The following is a 20,744-nucleotide window of genomic DNA, read 5'->3' on the forward strand; positions in this document are numbered from 1 at the left end:
AATAGACTTTTTTTAAGTGTCTATTACTCAGGGTACAGTTTACAGCGTTTCAAAGGTGTTTTTTATCTGCGTAGAACGTCACTTCAAGACATCATACGTCGCCATGATGAACTGACCGGACGGACGACAGCTGGTCAGCCGGAACCGTGTCTCAAGCGTCCCTTCCGGAAACAGTGGAATCCCGCTGCCGAGGACGACCGGCGCGATCGCCAGTTCGAGCTGATCAATCAATTGTAACCGTAAGGCTTCTTGAATCAACTCGCCGCCGCCGACGAGCCAAATCTTGCCGTTGATGGTCGGACTAATCCGGTCAATCAACACATCGAGTGGCTCATTCGTGTAGGTCGCGTATTCGGACTGTTGATCGCTCTGCCGGGTCAACACGTAGTTCTCGAGTCCACTGTACGGATAGTCCTCACTGAGGACCAAGACTTCGTCAAAGGTTTTTCGACCCATGATGACGGCATCGACGTCTTCCATGAACGCCGCGTACCCATTATCACCGTCCCCTTCGACAGCGAACAGCCAATCGAGCGAGTCATTTGATTGGGCAATCTTTCCATCGAGACTACAGGCGATATATAAAACGGTTTTAGTCATCAATAACTCCTCCTTTTGTTCGAGCTATCTCTAGTCTACGCTATAATTATGACAAAAGATGTCGTAATTAGAGAGGGGATTTTGTATGAAAGGTCGCCATTTGAAACTGATGCGTCTGCTTAATCGGCAACAGCTGTTGACGGCGCGGGAACTGGCGGAAGCGTGCGGCGTCTCGTTACGGACGATTCAACGGGACGTACTCGAACTTGAAGCAAATGGATATCCGATTTACAGCGAGCGGGGAGCAGAGGGCGGATACCGGGTCCTGCCGAACCGTTTGCTGCCGCCACTTGCCTTACGGGAACAGGAAGCGATCACTTTATTTTTAATGCTCGACTGGGTCGGTCAAATTCCCGATCTGCCATTCGGTCCGTTACGGGGGGATCTTGCTGAATGGTATCTCCATGAACTGCCGCCGGACCTTGAAGCGAAGATGGACCGCCTGAAAGGACGGGTCCGTTTTGCCCGACCCGATACGCCGCCATCTCCGTTGACGCGAGACGTGTTGCGATTGTTGGAAGCGGAAGTCAAAGGGGAAATCACTTACCGGACGACAAGCGGACGACGGACGATTTTGATGGATCCGATCGGTTTAACGTTTGAACGCAATCGCTGGTATCTGCTCGCCCAGACTGACCGGGGACTGCGGCAGTACCGGGTCGACCGGATGGAGCAGGTCTTACCGACGACCATTTCGTCCGAACAGCTGACGTTCGAGGAGGCAGAACGTCAGGTGAAGTCAGGTGAACAGGTGACGATCCGACTGGAAATGACGTCACTCGGGGAACGGTTGCTTGAAGGGATTTTACCGCTGAACGCACAGCGGACGTGGTCTGTTCCGGTTACCGAGTTACCGTTTCTCGGACGGCAGTTGTTTGGACTGGGCGAAAACGTAAAAGTCCTTGAACCGTCAACACTAAAGGAAGAAATCCTGAAACAGGCAAGGGACCTGCTCGTGTCCTATGATGCCTGAAAAAAGGAGTGATTCTCCTATGCCAGCAAGAAATTATGGTACGATAAAACTAGAGAAAAGTGAAAGAATGGAAGTGATTTACTATGGAAACGTTATCATTGATTTTATTGTTACTGGCCTTAATTTTGTTGACGAACGTCATCGGACATTACATCCGTTTTATTCCGACGGCCCTGATTCAAATCATCGTCGGTACGCTCGTTGCTTTATCAATCAAAGAACTTTCGATTGAAGTCGAATCGGAATGGTTTTTACTGTTGTTCATCGCTCCCTTACTGTACAACGACAGCTCGCATTTTCCGCGGGAACAACTGTGGAAGATGCGCGGGGCGATTCTCGGCAACGCCATCGTGCTCGTCTTATTGACGACCGTGATCGGCGGATACTTCATCCACTGGATGTTGCCGGTCATTCCGCTCGCTGCCGCTTTTGCGTTAGCCGCGATTTTATCACCGACTGACCCGGTCGCGGTCAACGGGATCGCAAAACGTGTCCGGCTTCCGGAACCGATTTTAAATCTTGTCCGGGGAGAATCGTTGATTAACGATGCGTCGGGACTCGTCGCCTTTAGTTATGCCGTCACGGCCGTCATGACAGGCTATTTCTCTTTACGTGAAGCTTCGTTTGAATTCGTTTATATGTTTGCTGTCGGTGCCGTCGTCGGCCTTGTCATCATCGTCGTGATGAACTGGCTGAAGATCCGGCTCCGCCGGTCAGGAATTGATGACGTCGTCTTTTATGCCCTCCTGCAAATCTTGACGCCGTTCATCATCTTTTTCGTCTCGGAAGAACTGCTTCATGCGTCTGGCGTCATCGCCGTCGTCGCCGGTGGCTTACTTCATGCCTTAATTAAGGAACGGACAGAGACGTTCTTTGCCCAGGAACAAGTCTTGACGGATAACATTTGGACGATGATTGCCTATATCTTGAACGGGGTCATTTTCTTATTGCTTGGTTTGACGTTGCCCGGAGCGACGCAGGCCATCTTCATTGATGACGCCATCAACAACTGGCGCTTACTCGGGTACGTCAGCTTAATCGGTCTTGTCATTCTCGGGATCCGCTTAGTCTGGACACTGTTCTTTAATTGGTTTGATCATCGCTTTCTTCGTAAAGAGGAGCAACGGCCACCTTCGTTCAAGCGCGACTTAATCACGACGCTCGTCGGCGTGCGCGGGACAATCACGATGGTCGGTGTGTTATCGCTGCCGTTTTTGACGGATGCTGGTGTTGCGTTCCCGGAACGGTCGTTGATCATCTTCCTCGCGGCGGGCGTCATCATCTTTACGTTAGTGCTCGCGACGATTGCCTTACCGTTGCTGAGTCAAAAAGAGACGGTCAGTCAAACGGACTTCGGATTGAATGCCCAAAAGCAACGAATGATGTTACGGGCGATTCAGGAAGTCAAACAGGCGACGAATTCCGATAATTCACCGGTCGCGTTTGACCTGCTGAACGAATACCATGTCATGTTGCGGTTGTTGCGTGCAGAAGAGAAGAGCGAACAGGAACTCAACGTCTACAACGAACAGTTGAAGGAACTGCGCCTTGAAGCCGTCGCGTGGGAAACGGAATTCGTCAAAGCGTTCTTTAAGAACCATGACGTGCCGGATTTACTGAAAAAAGAAACGGTTGCCTCGATTGAACACCGGCGCCGGGCGATTCATTCCGAATCGACGGTCCGGCTCTATCAGCCGTTACGGAAGCTGATGCGAAAACGTAAACGGTTCACGTTGTCACCGGATGAATTGATTCGTCTGACGGAGATGGAACATGCCCTCTATGAACATGTCATCGGCGACATCATCGACCGGCTCGAGACGTGCCGTGACAAGTATCCGACGGAAGTCGTCCAAAGCGTCAAAGGACATTACTTCCGCCTCCGCGGTAAACATACGCAGTGGGCGTCACCGGTCGGCAGTAAGGGCGACATCGAACAGCAAAAAGAAGAACTGTGCTTACGGGCGATCGAAGTCCAGCGTCAAGAAATTGCCGAAATGTCGAAGGAAGGGGACCTTTCTTCGGAAAAAGAAAAAGAGTTACGTCGTTTCATCCACTACATCGAAAGCGTCGTGCTCTATGAATATGTCGATTAATTAAAAAAGTCCCGCCTCTGATGGTTCAGAAGCGGGATTTTTTGGTTTAACCGAGTGACAAGTATTTGACTTCGAGGTAATCCTCGATGCCGTAGACGCCGCCTTCACGGCCGAGTCCACTTTCTTTGTAGCCGCCGAATGGTGCTTGGGCAGCAGACGGTGCGCCGTCATTCAAGCCGACGATGCCGTACTCGAGTTTTTTACCGAGTAGGAGCGCTTCATCGATTCGTTCAGAAAACGCATACGCCGCAAGACCGTAGGGTGTGTTGTTCGCCCGTTCGATGACTTCGTCAAGTGTCTCGAAGACCGAGATCGGTGCGAGCGGACCAAATGTTTCTTCCTGCATACAAATCATGTCTTCCGTGACGTTCGCGAGAACTGTCGGTGTAACGAAGTAACCGACCGAGTCATCGATCGTACCGCCTGTTAAGATCGTTGCACCTTTCGCAACCGCGTCGTCGATGTGTGCTTTGACTTTCTCGACGGCTTTTGCGTTAATCAAGGGTCCGATCGTTGAATCGGCGTCAAGACCGTTCCCGACTTTTAGTTTGTTCACTTCCGCGACGAACTTCTCTGTGAACGCGTCGAGCACAGAGGCTTGGACGTAAAAGCGGTTCGTTGCGACGCAGGCCTGGCCGCCGTTGCGGAATTTCGAGCGGATTGCTTGTGTGACGGCTTTGTCGATGTCCGCGTTTTCCGTGACGATGAACGGTGCATGACCCCCGAGTTCAAGTGATAGTTTTTTCATCGTATCGGCTGCCTGGCGCATGATTAATTTACCGACGGCAGTAGAGCCGGTGAACGTGATTTTGCGAACACGGCGTTCGGCTTGCCAGACACCGCTGATTGTTGCGGCGTCACCTGTCAAGACGTTGATGACACCAGCCGGGATGCCTGCTTCTTCAGCAAGTTCGACGAGGCGAAGGGCTGTGAAAGGTGTTTCCTCCGACGGTTTTAAGACGACCGTACAACCGGCTGCAAGAGCCGGGGCGAGTTTTCGTGTGATCATCGCAGCGGGGAAGTTCCACGGCGTGATCGCGGCGACGACGCCGACCGGTTCTTTTTCGACGAACAGGCGTTTACCCGGAACCGATGCCGGAATCGTTTCCCCGTAAATCCGGCGTGCTTCTTCTGCATACCAGCGGACATATTGATTGCCGTAATCGACTTCGCCGAGTGCTTCGACAAACGGTTTTCCTTGTTCGCGTGTCATGATGTCAGCGACTTCGTCGCGGTGTTCATTGATCAAACGGTACCAGGCGTCGATTTTATCGGCACGCGCATCCGCCGTTAAGCTAGACCAGGTGACGAAGGCATCACTCGCTGCGTCGACTGCCCGTAGAGCGTCATCTGCTGAACTGCTTGGGACGTGCCCGAGTAATTCTTTTGTTGCCGGGTTAAAGACCGGAATCGTTTGTTCTGTTTCGTACCATTGTCCGTTCACTACATTTTTTTCAATCATGTGTTGCACCTCCATGTGTTTTCATTACGTCCCTAATTAAACACCTGGAAGGCCCATTTGTGTACTTCCGCTTTGGAGGGTGGACATAACGGAATGGAATGACCTGGGAAAACTACGATTTTCAATAATGGATTGATCCGAGTCAGATTTCGTGAGAAGACACTGAACATTCACTTTAAGCCGATTGCCGAATACCGCTTAAAAAAATCCAATATTGTCAGCCCGTTCCGTTTGTTGTAAAGAAACGAGTCCTGCGACTTGTTTCTTCAGACTGTAGGCAACGTGCTACCTGGGAAATCAAGCGTCTTTTTTCGTTGCTTTCCTCGGGCGAGGCGCAAGCCGTTGCTCCTTGGTCCTCACGGACAAGGAGCAGGGTCTTGCCTGCCTCTGAAAAGTGCGTTATAAACGCACTTTACCCCGTAGGAGTCAACGAAACGTGACGCTTTTTAGGGAATACCATCAGGGGAATCCGGGAACGCAGACAGTTTAGCGCGTAATCCGTCTTGCATCGCTTTGAAGACGAGACAGAGAAGCGAAAACGGATTGCCTCTCGATATCGCATGTTCAAAGTTTGTCTACACACTGAAGAAACAAGTCCTGTGACTTGTTTCTTTTTTAGCTTAGCAGACCGGTCAGTCGCTCACCCCGAAGACGATATGTCTCCAAGTGAAGTTGCAGCGGATTATCCTGTTCCGGATGTTGCCCGGCTTCTTGCAACAAATGTGTCGTCTGTTCGACGAAATGTAAATTGAAGCAGCCCGAGAGCCAAAGCAAGGAAGCCAGTCGCGGATCATCTTCCGGCACGAGAACGGTCTGGGAGTTGTAGTGGGCAAGTAAACTTTTCGCTAAATGACCGGACACATCATGCGACGCGATGCCTTCTGTCCGGGTATACCATTTGATCAGCCAGGCCAATTTTTGCACGCGGTCCGTTGCGCCGATATGTTCATGGTCGACAATTCCGACGATTTGTTGAGTGGTGTCCCATAAGACGTTGAGCGAATTCAAGTCGGTCGAGATGACCGATTGAGAAGAAGAATGATTGGTAGGTCTCGCGGTATCGATCTTTTGTTGGACAAGACTCAGATACTCCTGAAACGAATCCCGGACCGATTCCGGCATCGATGAAAACGAAAGCTCTTGCAAATCATGGAACCAACGCTGATAGGCCACCGTATGGTCGACGAATGGAAAGTGAAACCCTTGATAGTTGCGTGACAAATCATGCACTTGACGGGCTAATGTTCCAATTTGAGCAGCGGAATGCATCGTATTGACAGTCACGTGATGACCGTCAAGCCAGTGAAATAGGCAACATGTCCACTCCTTTCCGGTTGAATCGCGGATTGTCGTGAAAAGTCCCTCATGTATTGGTTGCACGCGTTTCATGAACGGGATGCCATTTGCCCGCAAATAATCGGTATATCGCAACTGTTCTGTAAGTAAATCCGGTGTAGAGTGGGACAGGGCAGATTCGGCATAACGCTGTTCTGGTAACAGACGAATCGAATAGGATTGACCATCAATCAAGATTTTGTAGTGTTTATCGCCATGTTTGCCGTGTGTCGTTAATGTGTTAGGGTGGACTTCCAGTGAGTGAAAAACGAGACCGAAACTTTTGACTGCTTGTTCGATCAAGGGGTAATCGTTTCTTGGATACATACATGCTTAGTCCTTTCTGCGGACAGTTGGTGCAGATGTGGAATGTTCATCTGAAAGCTGAAACGATGCCGGTTGCGTTCCATCCCGATCCGTAAAGCCGTAGTCACGGGCGAGGTCAGACACGATCAAGGCTTGCCCGGTCCGGTGCATCAAGGTCGAATCACTCATGAGTGCGGCGACGGCCCGGCCGACGTACGTGGTGGTCTCGGTTGCATCGTTGCCGAATCCTGCGTCCACGACCCGTTCCGTCCGCATGAAACCGGGACACAGTGCAATAGCAGCGATGTGACTCTCCCGAAGTTCCTGCCCCATGACACACGTCATTCGGTTGATCGACTGCATCGCCAAATCATAATACAGGTTGCCGGCGGCTTGATTCGGACTGAACGACGTCAAGTTGACAATCAATGCTGCCGGACTTTGCTGAAGCAACGGAACAGCGGCCCGCGTCGTCAGCAAATAGGCTTTTGGTCCAGCGACCATCATCGCGTCCCAGTGTTCCGGCGGACGTTCCCAAAACCGTTTGCCCTCTCCGGGAGGAAGCGAAGCTTCCGAACCGCCGAACACACTGTTGACGAGCAAATCAATCCGTCCGTGTCGCGCTTGGATATGTTGAAACAATCGGGCAACATCATCCGGATCCGTATGGTCACAGCGGACCGCAATTCCGTGGCCACCGCGAGCCGTGACACCGGCGGCCGTCTCTTCAATCGTTTCCGGACGATTGTCGGTCGTCCCGTTCTGTGTACTGCGCCCGGTCACATAAACTGTTGCCCCGGTTTGCCCGAGTTCGTAAGCAATCCCGCGTCCGGCGCCGCGTGACGCACCGGTGACGACTGCGATTTTTCCAATCCATGCTGTCATGAAGTCCTCCGATCAAATATGTAATACATCAAACAGGGACTTTCCATGACGCTCGGAAGTCCCTGTTGCTTCGTTGTACTTAAAACCCTTTAATCGTCATCCCGCCGTCGACGAACAGTGTCTGACCGGTGATGTACGATCCGGCATCGGACGCGAGGAAGACCGTCGGACCGACGAGTTCCGTCAGTTCACCGACCCGACCGAGCGGTGTCACGTCGACGATGTCTTTTAAGTACGCCGGATCGGCCAGTAACGGCTCCGTCAGCGGCGTCTTGAAATACCACGGACCAATCGCGTTGACGCGGATATTTTTCGGACCCCATTCGAGGGCGAGAACTTTCGTCATCTGAATCAAGGCCGCCTTCGTCGTCGCATAGACGACACCGGTCCGCAAAGCGACGTGACCTGCGACCGAGGCGATGTTGATGATGTTGCCACCCGTGTCCTGCATCCGGCGTCCGACTTCCTGCGAAAACAGGAAGGCCGACTTTAAGTTCGTCTGTTGAATCGTCTCCCATTCGTCTTCCGTGACGTCGAGCGCTTTCGAGCGGATGTTCATCCCGGCATTGTTGACGAGCGTATCGATCCGGTCGACGAGCGTATAGGCTTTTTCGATCGTCGCGACGACTTGCGTCCGGTCGGTCACGTCACACGTCAGGACGAACGCCTGTCGTCCGAGTGCTTCAATCCGGCTTGCCGTCTCCCGTAAATCAGCTTCCGTCCGGGCGACGAGAATGACGTCAGCACCAGCTTCTGCCATCCCGATGGCAAGCGCCCGTCCGATGCCGCGTCCGGCTCCGGTCACGAGGGCTGTTGTTTGATCAAGTCGAAACGTCGGTAAGTACATCTAGCCACATCCTATCTTAAAAAAGTCTGTCTTTACTGTACGTCTAAATTGACTGAAAAGAAAGAAAAATGCTGTAAGCACTTAATTTTAATGTTATTATTTGGGAAAAAAGGAGGGGTGAGATGAAACGGAAAGTAGGGATAGCTATTTTGGTCGTTTGTTTTTTAGCAGCCTCTTTTCAAGTCTTCGGGCAGTATCTCTACACGACATATATTCATGAACCGGCTGACTATGCGTTTAAGTACGACATCAAACCACGTAAGCCACTCGGCTCACCAGATTTGAGGGGGCAACCTTTTCCCGCTGGTCCGATGCCTCATTTTGTTGATGTGACATTTCCGAAAGCACTCGCTTCAGTCGGCGCCATCGTGACGATCGGGCTGTTGATTTTACTGGCGTCTATGTTGAAGAGGAAACGGAACAAACGAACGGTAAAACAAAGTGGTGATACCTCTTTTGAAGAGGAGCTGAACATCTTACAAAAACCGTCAACGTCGCCGAGTAATGATACACATTCTTACCAATCAAACAATGTCTCTGAAGTCCGTCGATTGATTCAGATATTTGACCAGCGCCTTCCCGCTTCATCTAGGCGTCGACCGGAAGAGACGATGAAGGAATGGTTAGAGCGGATCGGGCTGACAGTTGATCCGGTGCTCTATCATCTCGTACGGTACGGGGAACAGGATGAGACATTATTTAAACAGGCAGACGTCGATATACTACGGCAACAGTTGCGGCGTCATCCAGGAAATTAACGCACGGTACTGTGCATGGTGACAGCTTATTATGGTAGGAGGCAGACAAATGGTGAAGCAACGATGGGTAGGTCTTGTTTTGGTAGTCGTTCTTGTCGGATGTGGAAAAAGTTATCCGATTGAACAAGCAATCGAAAATGGTGATATTGTAACGATGCCAAGTCGTGAGAATGTGGAACGGTTCCAGACATTTTTGAACCAAGTCGATCAAAAAGGCAAGGACAGCATCCGGATTACTTCCTACACGACAGAAGGTGACCCGGTTTTTCAGGACGTCACGTATGACGGAAAACAGTTCAGTTATTCACTTGATTCGTCGCAAGATGAGTTCGGTAACCAAGCGGACGACCGGGACGGGGAAAGCTGTCAGGCGTTGAAAAAAGACCAAATAGGTGAAACGCACGTCTATCTGTTGACGGATTGTGCCGAAGGAGAAAATCATCCGTTACTCGAAGCGACGGCAGCAGAACTCGGAAAGTAAATCAGCCTTCCGGAATCGCTTCATACAAGTACGCTTGATTTTTTTCGAAAATGTAGATGACACCCGTCGTGTCGCCCCGGTACAGTTTCGTTCCTGCCGGCCAGTCTGTCGCCATCCCTTCCGCTAAGGGCTCGTTTGCGGTCAATTGTTTCGTGACGGTCGCAAACGATTTGACGTCTGCCTGTGTAAGCGTCACGGGTGCATCGGATAGCTGGTAAACACGGTCTTTGATTCGGATTAAGTCGGCATCTTTGTTTTGACGGGCTTCTGCGGCGATTGTATCAGTCGTCGAAACACGTGTCGTGTCGTCGGAACAGCCGCTTAACGGGATGAGACTGACTGCGAGGGCAAGTGAGAGAATACGTTTCATAAAGTGATACCTCGTTTCTTTAGTGTAGGTGATTGGTAAAATACTTTATATATGTCGTTAATTACGATATAATCGCCTCATGCGATATATATAAGGGGGATATTGATGACGATTCATGAAGATTTTGCTAGACTCTATTACCATCTTCATCCGCAATGGAAAGAAAATTTGTCACATCAAAGCGTGCGTATTTTGCAGATGATTCAGATGACGGCACCGATTACGGTTAAACAGGTCGCTGAAAAATTTGCCCTTTCACCGAATACGGCGTCGGAACATATTAAAAAGCTGGAACAACTCGGTTATATCGAAAAAAATCGTGCTTCAGACGATCAACGGGTGGTTCATGTGAGTCTAACGAATGAAGGGTTACGCGCAGTTCGGTCACATACAGAACTCGACGTCGATCGTGTCGCGCACGTACTCCGTCAGTTATCGGCTGACGAACAACAGTCGATTCAGCAGGCATTTCGGTTATTTCGGGAGACGGCAGATGACTGCTTTTCTGATTAAGGTGCTTTCAAGCGCAGTCGTCATCGGGATCGTGACAGAAGTGGCACGCCGTTCGGTGACATATGGTGGTGTGATCGCAGCACTTCCACTCGTCAGCCTGCTCAGTCTGATTTGGTTGGTTCAACAAGGACAGTCTAAAACGGAAGTGACGATGTTCGTTAAAAGTGTACTCTATGGATTGCCGGCAACATTTTTTCTGGTGCTGATCTTATACATATTACTCAATCAAGGGGTGTCCATATTCATCAGCGTGTTACTGGCTGGTGGATGTTGGTGGATTTTTTGGACGATTCAGCAGCAAGTCGGACTTTTTATTAGCCGGCTGTAAAATAAACGTAGCAGAACGATGTCTCAAAAAGAAGATGCTTTTTTTATCCCGCGCTATAAATTCAGTCACATCCGCATGCAAGAATTGCCGTTAAAACGCGTCACGTTTGAAAATCTGACTGCCCGGCAACTGGAGCGGATTCTTCGGACACAACTGTTTACCCGCTTCAGCGGTTCCGTGTTCATGACCGATTACACGACGTTTGAACAGGAAATTACGTCGGATGCGTTGCCTGACTTACATACGCTTCATCAGTCGATGTTGCCACTCGGCTGTTACACGGAAGACGGACTGCAATTTCTCTACAATCCTTACATGCGTTCGTATTGGACGACGGAGCCGGCGGGCGAACTGTTTGAAGAAGCGATGGGAAATAACAAGACTGTGACCGGGGACTTTTATTTCGATCAAGGTGCAGAATTCCTGAGTCCCGATGCGATTGATTTACAAGTGGAAGAAACATACGGAATCGATCCGGAGGCAAACTGGGTGACGATTGATTTGCCATATTCCGTCGATGGTGTGCCGTCCGCCTTACCGCAATTGGTGAAGGAACTGGCGATGCAGGAATTCGTCATCTCGTGCAGCAAAGCGAATCAGCGTCAGTATGAACAGTTCGTCCAAAGTTACGGCGTGTCCTATACACTCATTCCGCGTCCGACCAAACGTTGGTTTCGAAAAGGATACAAGCTGAAGCATCACGATATGGAAATCAATCTTCGTGACGCGTCAGAGCAGATGATTTCTGATTTTCTTCATTTGATTGAGTCGCCGTTTTTTCAGGAGCTGTGTCATTTCAAGAAAACGGTCGCGGGTCGGCGTGTTTTGCTGTTCTTCAACAACATGCGCGTCGAGTTCGAGCAGGCGTTACTGTGTGCAGATGCAAAGAGCGGAACTCAAGCGCCGTCACGCCTGATTAATTCACGTCATAGCGTCTTTCAGTATTGCTGTCAAAGATACGTTCAAAACAACTCAATCAATCGCTGCATCGTATCCGAAAACGAACGAACAGGTGTGTAGCCGAGCGTCCTAATTTTATCCGTTGTGTAGAGAGGGCATTCAACCGGTCGGTCCGGCATCTGATAGGGTTTACCGGACGCCTTTATCAGTTGCATCCGAAATTCGGTCTCCGGGATGTTGGCGTCAACCGCATGAAAGATATCTCCCGGTGTTGCGCGCCGGACGGCAAGGTGAACCATTTCCGCCAGATTATCGGCGTGGACCCAGTTGACCACATCATCCGGATGGACCCACGTGACAACTTTTGTTTCCTGCATCCGTTGGACTTGACGGTCGCCCCAGTAAGAGTTTTCTTCGGCGCAGATCGCACCGGGACGCAGGATGATGACGTCAAGCCCGTCAGCCGCATACTGCTGTAAAATCCGTTCGGACCGCACTTTCGTCAAGATGTACGGTGCCGGATGATCGTCGCTCAGTGGCGTCGCTTCCGTTATGAGACCGCCCGCCGGTTCGCCGTAAACGGAAGTCGTCGAGATGTGGAGGAATAAGGCGCGCGCGTCAAGCGTGGCAGCCGCGAGATATTCGACTCCGGTGACGTTCGCTGCTACGGCAAGTTCGATGTCGTCGCCGAGGTAAGCGGCACAGTGGACGACGATGTCGATGTCCTGCATCGCTGTTTCAAGCGACGCGGCGTCCATCAAGTCACCGAACGCGGGCGTAATCCCAAGTTGTTTGCAACGGTCGGCTTGTCCTTCGCTCCGGACGAGCCCCCGGACTTCGGTTGCTTCTTCTATAAAACGGCGGGCGACCCGTGGGCCAAGTGTTCCGCTGATCCCGGTGACGAGAATCCGTTTTCCTGTAATCTCCATAAGGATGACCTTCTTTCTATCGTTAATTGCCGTGCTCAATCGTTTCGACAAGCGGCTCCTGATCCGTCCGATAGTCGAACCGGATGACGTCATGTTTCTTTAAAACGGATCGGTTGTCCCGCTTGCCATAAATCCGTGTTTTCCGGTCAACCGTGACTTCTGTCAACGCATAGGAGGCGTCCGGGTCCTGTTCGTCCGGTCCTAAAAAGATCTGGTCTCCTTGTATGTCGACGATGACGTAGGCGTCGTCTGCCGAACAGGCACATAAAACGAATGACGTCAGGCAACTAACCAACAAGAACTGGATTTTGTATTTCGAGGATTCCACCTACACTTTCTTTAGCTAAGAAATGGCATCACGTTAAATTTTGCTCCGTATGGATAGGACGCTCACTACAGGAGGAGACAGATGAGTCGATTCGTAAAAGGTATGTTATTCGGTTTTGGATTAATTCTCGGAACTACTATAATACTCGGAGTCCTCTTCATCCGGTCGATGCAACCAGACGCGGAGCAGGAAAAAATCGTCAAACGCCAAGCAGAAGCTTATCTGGAACAACATTATGAAGAGGCCGAAGTTGTAGACGTCTACTTTGACAACATGGGGAATCATGTAGCATTTGATTACGCGGCACAAGTCATCGATCGCAAAACAGGCATTGAGTTTTTAGTCTATCTCGATCAGTCGACAAATAAAGTTGTGGATACCTATTACGTCGAACAGTGGACAGCCGACGTGGTCGCGGTCATCCAGCCGTCAGTTGGAGCGGTGTTCGGGAACGATGCGGATTATCTTGTCCATTTTGATGAAGAAAGCGTGATGGCGTTAAATCTTCAGCCGGGTGCCGAGGTGGATTATCGTGATATGAAACTTTCACCGACCATCAGTATCACCCTTCACCGCAAGCAACAAACGACTGACAAAAAGCGTTTAAACAACTTGAGTACAACACTGCAGTCAAACAACCACCTCCCGCATGGCACGATCCAAGTCGAATATGTGGATGAAGACGGTGAGGTATTTGAAGGTGGGGAAGAATTGAAAGCAGTGTTTTAAAACATTACTTCAAAACAGTCCAGGCATCATACGTTTCTGCTTCAATCCCTAACTGTGCCGACCGGATCCAGTCAAAGGCTTTGAGGACGAGCGGTGATGCATTGTCAGGCGTCACGTCCTGTTCCGAGACCCAGACAGCCCCGAGCGAATCCTGTCCGTCGAATTGCTCCGGAACAGTAATGGCACCGCCGATTGCCTTGACGGTGTAGTAGACGGCGATGTGGTGGACGTCGGTGAAACTTCGCCAAAGCCACGGCAGTTTAAAGTCAATCACGCCGATGTTTTGGAGGATTTCGATTTCGAGCCCCGTCTCTTCGCAGAACTCGCGACGCATCGCATCGGCTAACACTTCGCCCGCTTCGAGGCTGCCTCCCGGGAGGTCATAGCGATTAATGTACGGACCGCCATTTTTGTTGATGACTAATAATTGATGGTCTTTTACGAGTAAGCCATAGACGCCAAACGCGCGATGGCAGGTGGTTACTGACATATGTAACGACTCCTTTTCAGTTGATAGTATGCTGCAAGAGGGTGATTAGGGATTGGAACAGACCTATAAGATAGTCGGTTCCCGAGAACAGGATCCAGACGGCGAGTGGGATCTCAAGGCTCATCAATGCCTGCGTCCATCGGTACGTCGCTTGTCTTTTTCGTAAATAACAATCAACCGTAAAAAACAGGACGGCAGCAATCACGCTGAGGAAAGCGATAAGTGGGTTGAGGACAAGAAAAACGAGACCGAACGATACATGGAGTATGCCGGAAAGTACGACTTCTTTTGCATTCTTTTCTTGGTTTCGGTAGATGAATCGACTGAGTGTCTCACTCAAAATCGATGTCGTCCCACCATAAAGGAAGATGACCGGAAAGCTGTACATCAAATAGGCAGGAATACTGATGATCACGGTCGAGAGATAGCGCAGGATTGAATAACCGATATCAGCACTCGGATCCGGTACGAACAGTCCGAGTACGATCGCAAACAGTGAACCTGCAAGTGAGGCGACGATGATTTTGCGGTAAAAGACTAGAATCACGTCCATTTCTTGAGGCTGCGTGTATTCAAATGAATGAATGTCCGAGTATACTAGCGATATAGGAGGTTGATGCAAATTGAAGAAAAATTATACAGTCATATTTCTCCTGCTGTATGCTGCCGTCATCATGGGGGGACTTGGACTGAGTAACCTGTTTGACTCCGCGATGCTCGTCGGCGCTGGTTTAGGAACGCTCTTCCTGCTGTGTGCACTATTATTTCTCGGAAAAAAGCAAAAGGGACCGAAGACACAGTAATTTCTAGCGTTGTGTCTTTTTTTAGCAGACGGGATGTTTCAATCAGTCATGGAACGGATCTCACAACAGCAACCGGCATGATTGCTGGCTAAATCAATTGCTTTTCGTTTGATAAACATGAATGTTCCTGACTTGAGTGATGATGCAGAACGGTATTCTATATGATTATAATTATAAAATATAGGAAAAGGAAGGAATAATTGGATTTATTAACGAGGGATAATGTACTAAAAGAAAAAGTGAGATGATGCAGAACGGAGGACACTAGATGTTTGCGAGAATCAAAAATCAACAACAAGATCGCCTGTCGACAAACGTAACGATTACCGGAATGCTCCTTTTTATAGTCACGCAGTGGTTTTTTGTCCTGTACGTGACAATGTTCGTCCTGTACGTGTTCAGTTTCCGGGACACGTCGAAAAATCCGTTGTCTAAAACCATCGCTGTCAATACGACGGGCCTCCTGTTATTATGGCTGCTCGTGTTTTTGTTGCAACAATTCTTGAGATGAAGAGGGGATGACATGAACATCCAACTGACGAGCTGTACCGCGAAAGACACAGAAGCACTCTATGCCTTTGAAATCGAAAACCGTCTCTACTTCGAACAATCGATTCCTTCACGGGGCGACGCCTATTACTTGCCGGAGACGTTTAAGGAACGGCACGCGGCGCTCCTGCAGGAACAGCAAGACGGCAATTCGTTCTTTTACCTGATCAAGAATGAAGCCGGAACAATTCTCGGTCGGATCAATCTGGTCGACCGGAACCAAATCGAAAAAACTGCTCAACTCGGCTACCGGATCGGACAAGTACATGCGGGAAAAGGAATCGCAAAAGAAGCCGTCCGCTTGCTACTCGGACAATGTCGGGAACACGACACTGATGAAGTCCAGGCCAAAACGACGGATGCAAACATCGCTTCACAAAAAATCTTGGAGCACAACGGATTTGAGCCGATAGACAAGAAAGAAGAAGCGGTGTTAGACGGTCAACGGATACAATTGATGCATTACAGCTGGAGACGGTAAGGTGTTTTTAGCGAATTTTCCCGTTGAGCGGAGTCATTTTTTAGGGGGAGTAAGCGGTCGCTTTCGTTGCAACTGATAAGATGTCCAAAAATAACAGAAAGCCGATGACCCGGCGAGCAAAATGGCGAGCAACAAAAAATAGAGGTCGCTGAATACATAGTTGCCCTCATGGTTGAACAGCAGGAGGGCTAGGGCAATTAGACTGCCGGACAAACCATAGAGAACAGCTGATATGAAAAAAGTGTTCCGACTAGTCGGAAAGAACAAAAGGATTCGTTTCATAAGTAAGTCAACCATAAGTCCTGAAATTAAAATTATTGGAAACGAATAAACGGTGTAGATTAAAAAAAGATCAACGGCTGAAAAATAGACATCTTCGCCGAAATCTTGGAAAAATGCGTAGATGGACAAAATCAGAGTCAACAGACCCGATGTTACGATTGACGTCAGTCCGGCGGCAATCAGTTTGTTGAACATACGAAAACATCCTTTTCTTATGTAGAACGCCGCCCAGTTCGTTCGATTATCCAAGATACGATGAAGTAGAGCATAGCTGATGATCCAGCAATCGTCAGAGAACTCGGAATATCAAAATCACCTTTCGTGAACTGTAAAATCAGAATTATTCCGATGACGGCACCTGATAGTACATATAAAATATTTGTAAGATAAATGTAAATCGGACAGAAGAAAAACCTTTAAATCCGTTGAAAGATGAATAATTCGCTTGCTGATGTATACAACGTATCGTCTGCTCGTTCCGACATCGGTGTATAGGACCAATATGTCAAGACGCTAGAAACAAAAATTGATGTCAGAACGACAGCAATAATTTTTTGGCATGATGATTTTCCTTTCCTTTTAACGATTTCGAATCGAAAAATAATATTTTGTATTGCTGACGATTAAGATCAAGGTGATCACGAAAATACTGAATAACTGAGAGGTCGACGTCAACAAGGAATAAAAGAGCAGTAAGATGATTCCGACAATCAACATCATGTTAACAACAGAATGTGTTTTATAAAGTCCTTCGAGCATGATATGTTTCTCACCATCATCAGATGCCGCTAGGAGTTTCATTCCGTAATCCGTTTCACTGACGTCAGGAAGGTTCCGTTCCGGATACATCTGCTGAACAAGCGTTTGAAAATGGATTGAACCGACCAATCCGACAACAATCAAAGTGGTTCCAATCACAACTAGTGGGAGTTGTTGATCGAGTACTAAATTTACGCTGACTAGAGCAAGACTGATTGGGAGGGTTAAGTTTAAACTCAGCGTACCATCGCTGAACCAGCGATACATTTGTTGGTCTGCCACATCTTCAGCATCACCCGTCAGTGACTGGTTGAGAAGACGTTGAATTTGACGATAACGAATCAGCGAAAACAGAAGTAATCCTACCAGTATCACAAGCAGTAGACCGTTTACGATGAAACTGTAGTGTGAGAAGGCGAGTCCTTCAAGCGGACTATTCATAATCCAATACATTACGAAAAATCCAATGGTGCCACCAACAAGTATCCGTACGATCATTTGTAGAGTTTTTTTCACAGTAATTCCTCCTCGTCGAATTGAAAAATATTCTCGATTGTCGTCTCGAAAACTAGGGCAATTTTAGTAGCGATCAAGAGCGACGGCATGAATTCCTCCCGTTCAATCAAACTAACAGTCTGACGTGAGATGTTGGCGCGTTTTGCCAATTCTGTTTGATTCCATCCATGGCGTGCCCGTAGTTCCTTTAATCTTGATTTCATTTCCTTCACCTCACTTGAATTATAACCAATACTCGTCTTGATGACAATGATATTAGTCAAAAAGACAAAGGGATTAGTCGTTTTTTATTCCTTCTAGAGCAACTATATGCTTGGAAAAGCCATCATGCATGATTACTTAAAGCGTGATCTTTATCAAAATTAGGCGAGAATACGCCCACTTCTAAACGATCCGGGTGAAGCCCTAGTGAAAGTGGGAGATGAATCGCCACCCTCTCTTTCGGGTATATCCTTTGTAAGGATGTGAACATCATGTTGACACACAAGGCCTGCAAATTCAGAACATACCCGACAAAAGAGCAGGAAATCCTGATCGCGAAGACCGTCGGTTGTTCGCGCTTCGTCTTCAACCACTTCTTAGCGAAGCGTAGGTGGAGGTAGTTCAACAATCTATCAAGGATTGGATAAATATGAAGACGTAGGATATTAGAAAGACAGATCATTACAAAAATAAACCCTCACCTTCATGTAAGAAGTTGAGGGTTTCCTAGACCGTCATGAAGACATCTTCTAAAGACATAGCTTCGATGTTGACTTCGTAGACTTTAATACGCGCTGCCGTCAACTGTTCAATCAAGAGTGGAATACCTTCTTCCTCTTTCACTTCTACAACGGCAAAATCTTGTTCATGTTTGATGAACCGGATGTCGTTTATTTTGCAATGCTGTAAAATCGACGTGTCAAGTGACGGACTGGTCCGAAGGTGGACACGAATCGTCTCGTTCGCCACGCGTTTTAGTTGTGCGATTGTCCCGATTTTTGCAATCAAACCATTTGTCATGATGGCGACGGTATCACAAATCTTTTCGATTTCCGTTAAATTATGCGATGTCAGAAAAATTGTCTTGCCTTGGTCCTTTAACGAGACAATCAGCTGCTGAATTTCGATGGCGGATTCTGGATCAAGACCAGACGTCGGTTCATCGAGGAAAAGGAGTTCCGGGTTGCCGAGTAGAGCTTGGGCAATGCTGATTTTCTTTTTCATTCCGAATGAAAACGATTTAATTTTTTGTTTGGCAACATTCTGCAACCCGACTTGTTCAAGTAATTTTTTTAACTTGGTCGTATTTCTTCTATCACCTTTGAGTGCCGCCATGTACTTCAAAAAATCAAGTGCCTTCATGTGTTGGTAGAGGTTGGACGTATCCGGCATGACACCGATTTTCTGTTTAATCGCATCCATGTGGTGATGCGTTTCCCCTAAAATCGTAAACGAACCACGCGTCGGCTGGGTGATACCGGTCAAGATATGAATGAACGTCGACTTGCCGGCGCCATTTCGTCCTAAAAAACCAAAGATTTCCCCTTGCTTGACGCGGAGTTGAATTCCTTTCAAGACATCCTTTGTCGCATACTGCTTATGTAAGTCACGCACTTCAATTGCTACCATCGTTACAAATCCCTTCTGTTAAACATGAAATATGACGCTGCGAGAAACAGTAAACCAAGTAAAAACGGAACAACGAGATACCCGCCGGATGCGACGACATAATAATACGGTAAGAGATACTTGAAGGACAGCAAATACCAGGTGTTCGAAAAAGCGGCCCAAAACCCGAGGACGGGACAGAGAACACCCAATAGAATACCGACGAACATCGTCATGCCTGGCCGAGTAAGAACTGTCGACAACAAGACGTTTAAGCAAGTGATGAAGAACAGGACTGTGATGACAGTCAGGTAATCAAGAAAAAATGTGGACTTGGCATAGAGTGTTACAACAAAAAAACTGATGGAAATCGAACAAACCCAAAACAAAAATGATCCTAGAAACTTACCGGCGATGATGTTGAAACGGGACGTTTTGCTGACAAGCAGGCGAACCGTTTGATCATCGAGCTCACGATTCACGATGTCATGCGAGACAGCGAAGACGAACAGAAAACCTAAAAAGAAAATTGAAAACTTGATGCTTGATGTATAAGCCGAGTCATTGCCTCCATCTCCTAACAGTTCTGGATGGTTCGCGAGATAAGTGGCAGTCAAAAAGGAGGTTAACGTAAAAAATAGGACGATTGCGACGGACTTAAAACTTTTAAACGTCTGGAAAAATTCATTTCGAATGATTGGAATCATAGCTTGCTCCTTCTAAGTAAGAGTTAGTGGGTGCAGGATGTGATAAAAAATTAAAAATCAGCTCACCTTATTAGTCGTCCGTAATAAAACAGGAAGTTTGCACCAGTGTATTATCAGATAAGGCAACACCCTGATTTTAGATGGAATAAGTGTACCATAAGCATTATGTATTAGGGATAATTTACCTTTTATCGTTTTGTGATAACTCCTTGCTGTATTTGAAATGGAATATGTTATAGTAAGTAAGTTAAAAAATACCATCTGTCCATGGGGGGGGAGTAAGGAATGACTGTACGGAAAAATATCGTCTATAATGTCTTATTCAATGAGACGCGGGATCAGCTGTTGATGGTCAAAAACATCGGCCCGTCGTATTCGTACTACACGCTACCGGGCGGGACGGTCGAAGCAGGTGAAACCTTACCGGAAGCAGCGATTCGCGAAGCGAAGGAAGAGACCGGTTTTGACGTCGAAGTCGGAGACCTGTTACACGTCAGTGAAGCGTTTTTCCCGCAAGTCGACGAACACTGCCTGTTCTTCTTTTTCACATCGGAAATCGTCGGTGGTGTCATCGGCACCGTCTTCCCGGATGAAATCGAAGACATCACATGGGTTGCGATTCCGGACGCCGTCCGCTACATGCAGCTCGAGCCGGAGTATGAACACATCTTGACGAAACAACAAACGGTGCCGTATATCTTCAATGGGCAAATCACACATTAAGACG

The 20,744-nt window shown here is 48.3% G+C and carries 27 protein-coding genes and 1 pseudogene; 13 read left to right on the plus strand and 15 right to left on the minus strand.

What is annotated here, in order from left to right:
- Positions 1-78: 78 nt before the first annotated feature.
- On the minus strand, positions 79-600 hold the full coding sequence (locus A0126_RS17410; protein ID WP_088837038.1) for a dihydrofolate reductase family protein: 522 nt from the start codon (positions 598-600) through the stop codon (positions 79-81).
- Positions 601-685: 85 nt separating this feature from the next.
- Here A0126_RS17410 and A0126_RS17415 point away from each other — a divergent pair, with 85 nt between their 5' ends.
- The gene (locus A0126_RS17415; protein ID WP_088837039.1) at positions 686-1,573 is read left to right on the plus strand and encodes a helix-turn-helix transcriptional regulator; all 888 of its coding nucleotides are present in this window, start codon (positions 686-688) and stop codon (positions 1,571-1,573) included.
- 83 nt (positions 1,574-1,656) lie between these two features.
- A complete protein-coding gene (locus A0126_RS17420) occupies positions 1,657-3,669 on the plus strand; it encodes a Na+/H+ antiporter (protein ID WP_088837040.1) in 2,013 nt (670 codons plus the stop codon).
- A gap of 46 nt (positions 3,670-3,715) precedes the next feature.
- Here the strand turns inward: A0126_RS17420 and A0126_RS17425 are convergent, their stop codons facing one another.
- The 4 genes from A0126_RS17425 to A0126_RS17440 all read right to left on the minus strand — a co-directional run bounded on the left by A0126_RS17425 (position 3,716) and on the right by A0126_RS17440 (position 8,504).
- Positions 3,716-5,131 (minus strand): NAD-dependent succinate-semialdehyde dehydrogenase, encoded by a 1,416-nt coding sequence (locus A0126_RS17425; protein ID WP_029329917.1) that lies wholly within the window; start codon positions 5,129-5,131, stop codon positions 3,716-3,718.
- A gap of 615 nt (positions 5,132-5,746) precedes the next feature.
- The gene (locus tag A0126_RS17430; protein ID WP_088837041.1) at positions 5,747-6,793 is read right to left on the minus strand and encodes a phosphotransferase; all 1,047 of its coding nucleotides are present in this window, start codon (positions 6,791-6,793) and stop codon (positions 5,747-5,749) included.
- Positions 6,794-6,799: 6 nt separating this feature from the next.
- The gene (locus A0126_RS17435; RefSeq protein WP_088837042.1) at positions 6,800-7,657 is read right to left on the minus strand and encodes an SDR family NAD(P)-dependent oxidoreductase; all 858 of its coding nucleotides are present in this window, start codon (positions 7,655-7,657) and stop codon (positions 6,800-6,802) included.
- A gap of 79 nt (positions 7,658-7,736) precedes the next feature.
- Positions 7,737-8,504 carry an SDR family NAD(P)-dependent oxidoreductase gene (locus tag A0126_RS17440; protein WP_088837043.1) on the minus strand — a complete coding sequence of 256 codons (768 nt, stop codon included), beginning with the start codon at positions 8,502-8,504 and terminating at the stop codon, positions 7,737-7,739.
- A 122-nt stretch (positions 8,505-8,626) separates the two neighbouring features.
- Between A0126_RS17440 and A0126_RS17445 the strand changes: the two genes are divergently transcribed.
- Together A0126_RS17445 and A0126_RS17450 are read left to right on the plus strand one after the other, a co-directional pair.
- On the plus strand, positions 8,627-9,262 hold the full coding sequence (locus A0126_RS17445) for a hypothetical protein (protein WP_088837044.1): 636 nt from the start codon (positions 8,627-8,629) through the stop codon (positions 9,260-9,262).
- Positions 9,263-9,311: 49 nt separating this feature from the next.
- The gene (locus tag A0126_RS17450; protein WP_088837045.1) at positions 9,312-9,743 is read left to right on the plus strand and encodes a DUF4362 domain-containing protein; all 432 of its coding nucleotides are present in this window, start codon (positions 9,312-9,314) and stop codon (positions 9,741-9,743) included.
- A 1-nt stretch (position 9,744) separates the two neighbouring features.
- Here the strand turns inward: A0126_RS17450 and A0126_RS17455 are convergent, their stop codons facing one another.
- A complete protein-coding gene (locus A0126_RS17455; RefSeq protein WP_088837046.1) occupies positions 9,745-10,113 on the minus strand; it encodes a hypothetical protein in 369 nt (122 codons plus the stop codon).
- Positions 10,114-10,218: 105 nt separating this feature from the next.
- On the opposite strand from A0126_RS17455, the gene A0126_RS17460 reads away from it, so the two are divergent.
- Genes A0126_RS17460 through A0126_RS17470 form a run of 3 tightly spaced genes read left to right on the plus strand, consistent with a single transcriptional unit; the run spans position 10,219 to position 11,974 of the window.
- Positions 10,219-10,626, plus strand: coding sequence for a MarR family winged helix-turn-helix transcriptional regulator (locus A0126_RS17460; protein WP_239456884.1), 408 nt, complete (start codon positions 10,219-10,221; stop codon positions 10,624-10,626).
- Positions 10,607-10,954: a DUF3147 family protein gene (locus A0126_RS17465; protein WP_088837048.1), complete on the plus strand. Its 348-nt coding sequence runs from the start codon at positions 10,607-10,609 to the stop codon at positions 10,952-10,954. Before A0126_RS17460 ends, A0126_RS17465 begins: the two co-directional genes overlap by 20 nt.
- Before the next feature lie 18 nt (positions 10,955-10,972).
- Positions 10,973-11,974: a hypothetical protein gene (locus tag A0126_RS17470; protein WP_088837049.1), complete on the plus strand. Its 1,002-nt coding sequence runs from the start codon at positions 10,973-10,975 to the stop codon at positions 11,972-11,974.
- Here the strand turns inward: A0126_RS17470 and A0126_RS17475 are convergent.
- Both A0126_RS17475 and A0126_RS17480 read right to left on the minus strand, forming a co-directional pair.
- On the minus strand, positions 11,917-12,783 hold the full coding sequence (locus A0126_RS17475) for an NAD-dependent epimerase/dehydratase family protein (RefSeq protein ID WP_088837050.1): 867 nt from the start codon (positions 12,781-12,783) through the stop codon (positions 11,917-11,919). The genes A0126_RS17470 and A0126_RS17475 overlap by 58 nt on opposite strands.
- A 22-nt stretch (positions 12,784-12,805) precedes the next feature.
- A complete protein-coding gene (locus tag A0126_RS17480) occupies positions 12,806-13,111 on the minus strand; it encodes a hypothetical protein (protein ID WP_239456885.1) in 306 nt (101 codons plus the stop codon).
- A gap of 81 nt (positions 13,112-13,192) precedes the next feature.
- On the opposite strand from A0126_RS17480, the gene A0126_RS17485 reads away from it, so the two are divergent.
- Positions 13,193-13,840 (plus strand): hypothetical protein, encoded by a 648-nt coding sequence (locus A0126_RS17485; RefSeq protein ID WP_088837051.1) that lies wholly within the window; start codon positions 13,193-13,195, stop codon positions 13,838-13,840.
- Between the two features lie 4 nt (positions 13,841-13,844).
- Here the strand turns inward: A0126_RS17485 and A0126_RS17490 are convergent, their stop codons facing one another.
- The gene (locus A0126_RS17490) at positions 13,845-14,330 is read right to left on the minus strand and encodes an NUDIX hydrolase (RefSeq protein ID WP_088837052.1); all 486 of its coding nucleotides are present in this window, start codon (positions 14,328-14,330) and stop codon (positions 13,845-13,847) included.
- A 16-nt stretch (positions 14,331-14,346) separates the two neighbouring features.
- Positions 14,347-14,883: a hypothetical protein gene (locus A0126_RS17495; RefSeq protein WP_088837053.1), complete on the minus strand. Its 537-nt coding sequence runs from the start codon at positions 14,881-14,883 to the stop codon at positions 14,347-14,349.
- Between the two features lie 70 nt (positions 14,884-14,953).
- Between A0126_RS17495 and A0126_RS17500 the strand changes: the two genes are divergently transcribed.
- From A0126_RS17500 to A0126_RS17510, 3 genes are all read left to right on the plus strand, one after another.
- Positions 14,954-15,133 (plus strand): hypothetical protein, encoded by a 180-nt coding sequence (locus A0126_RS17500; protein ID WP_088837054.1) that lies wholly within the window; start codon positions 14,954-14,956, stop codon positions 15,131-15,133.
- A 268-nt stretch (positions 15,134-15,401) separates the two neighbouring features.
- Positions 15,402-15,644 carry a hypothetical protein gene (locus tag A0126_RS17505; protein ID WP_088837055.1) on the plus strand — a complete coding sequence of 81 codons (243 nt, stop codon included), beginning with the start codon at positions 15,402-15,404 and terminating at the stop codon, positions 15,642-15,644.
- Between the two features lie 12 nt (positions 15,645-15,656).
- Positions 15,657-16,163, plus strand: coding sequence for a GNAT family N-acetyltransferase (locus tag A0126_RS17510; RefSeq protein ID WP_088837056.1), 507 nt, complete (start codon positions 15,657-15,659; stop codon positions 16,161-16,163).
- 33 nt (positions 16,164-16,196) lie between these two features.
- Here A0126_RS17510 and A0126_RS17515 read toward each other — a convergent pair whose 3' ends face one another.
- The 3 genes from A0126_RS17515 to A0126_RS17525 form a co-directional block, all read right to left on the minus strand.
- On the minus strand, positions 16,197-16,640 hold the full coding sequence (locus A0126_RS17515; protein ID WP_088837057.1) for a hypothetical protein: 444 nt from the start codon (positions 16,638-16,640) through the stop codon (positions 16,197-16,199).
- Positions 16,641-17,024: 384 nt separating this feature from the next.
- Positions 17,025-17,720, minus strand: a complete 696-nt coding sequence (locus A0126_RS17520; protein WP_088837058.1) for a DUF3169 family protein — start codon at positions 17,718-17,720, stop codon at positions 17,025-17,027.
- Positions 17,717-17,923, minus strand: coding sequence for a helix-turn-helix transcriptional regulator (locus A0126_RS17525; RefSeq protein WP_088838481.1), 207 nt, complete (start codon positions 17,921-17,923; stop codon positions 17,717-17,719). Before A0126_RS17525 ends, A0126_RS17520 begins: the two co-directional genes overlap by 4 nt.
- A gap of 270 nt (positions 17,924-18,193) precedes the next feature.
- Here A0126_RS17525 and A0126_RS17530 point away from each other — a divergent pair.
- Positions 18,194-18,307: pseudogene (locus A0126_RS17530) on the plus strand (helix-turn-helix domain-containing protein); the annotation flags it as partial.
- Positions 18,308-18,428: 121 nt separating this feature from the next.
- Here the strand turns inward: A0126_RS17530 and A0126_RS17535 are convergent.
- Both A0126_RS17535 and A0126_RS17540 read right to left on the minus strand, forming a co-directional pair.
- Positions 18,429-19,331: an ABC transporter ATP-binding protein gene (locus A0126_RS17535; protein WP_088837059.1), complete on the minus strand. Its 903-nt coding sequence runs from the start codon at positions 19,329-19,331 to the stop codon at positions 18,429-18,431.
- A 2-nt stretch (positions 19,332-19,333) separates the two neighbouring features.
- Complete coding sequence (locus A0126_RS17540) at positions 19,334-20,017, minus strand: ABC transporter permease subunit (protein WP_088837060.1); 684 nt, start codon at positions 20,015-20,017, stop codon at positions 19,334-19,336.
- Positions 20,018-20,302: 285 nt separating this feature from the next.
- Here A0126_RS17540 and A0126_RS17545 point away from each other — a divergent pair, with 285 nt between their 5' ends.
- Entirely contained in the window at positions 20,303-20,740 is a 438-nt protein-coding gene (locus A0126_RS17545) for an NUDIX domain-containing protein (protein WP_088837061.1), read from the plus strand.
- The last annotated feature ends 4 nt before the right edge of the window (positions 20,741-20,744 follow it).

The sequence above is a fragment of the Exiguobacterium sp. N4-1P genome, from assembly GCF_002214325.1.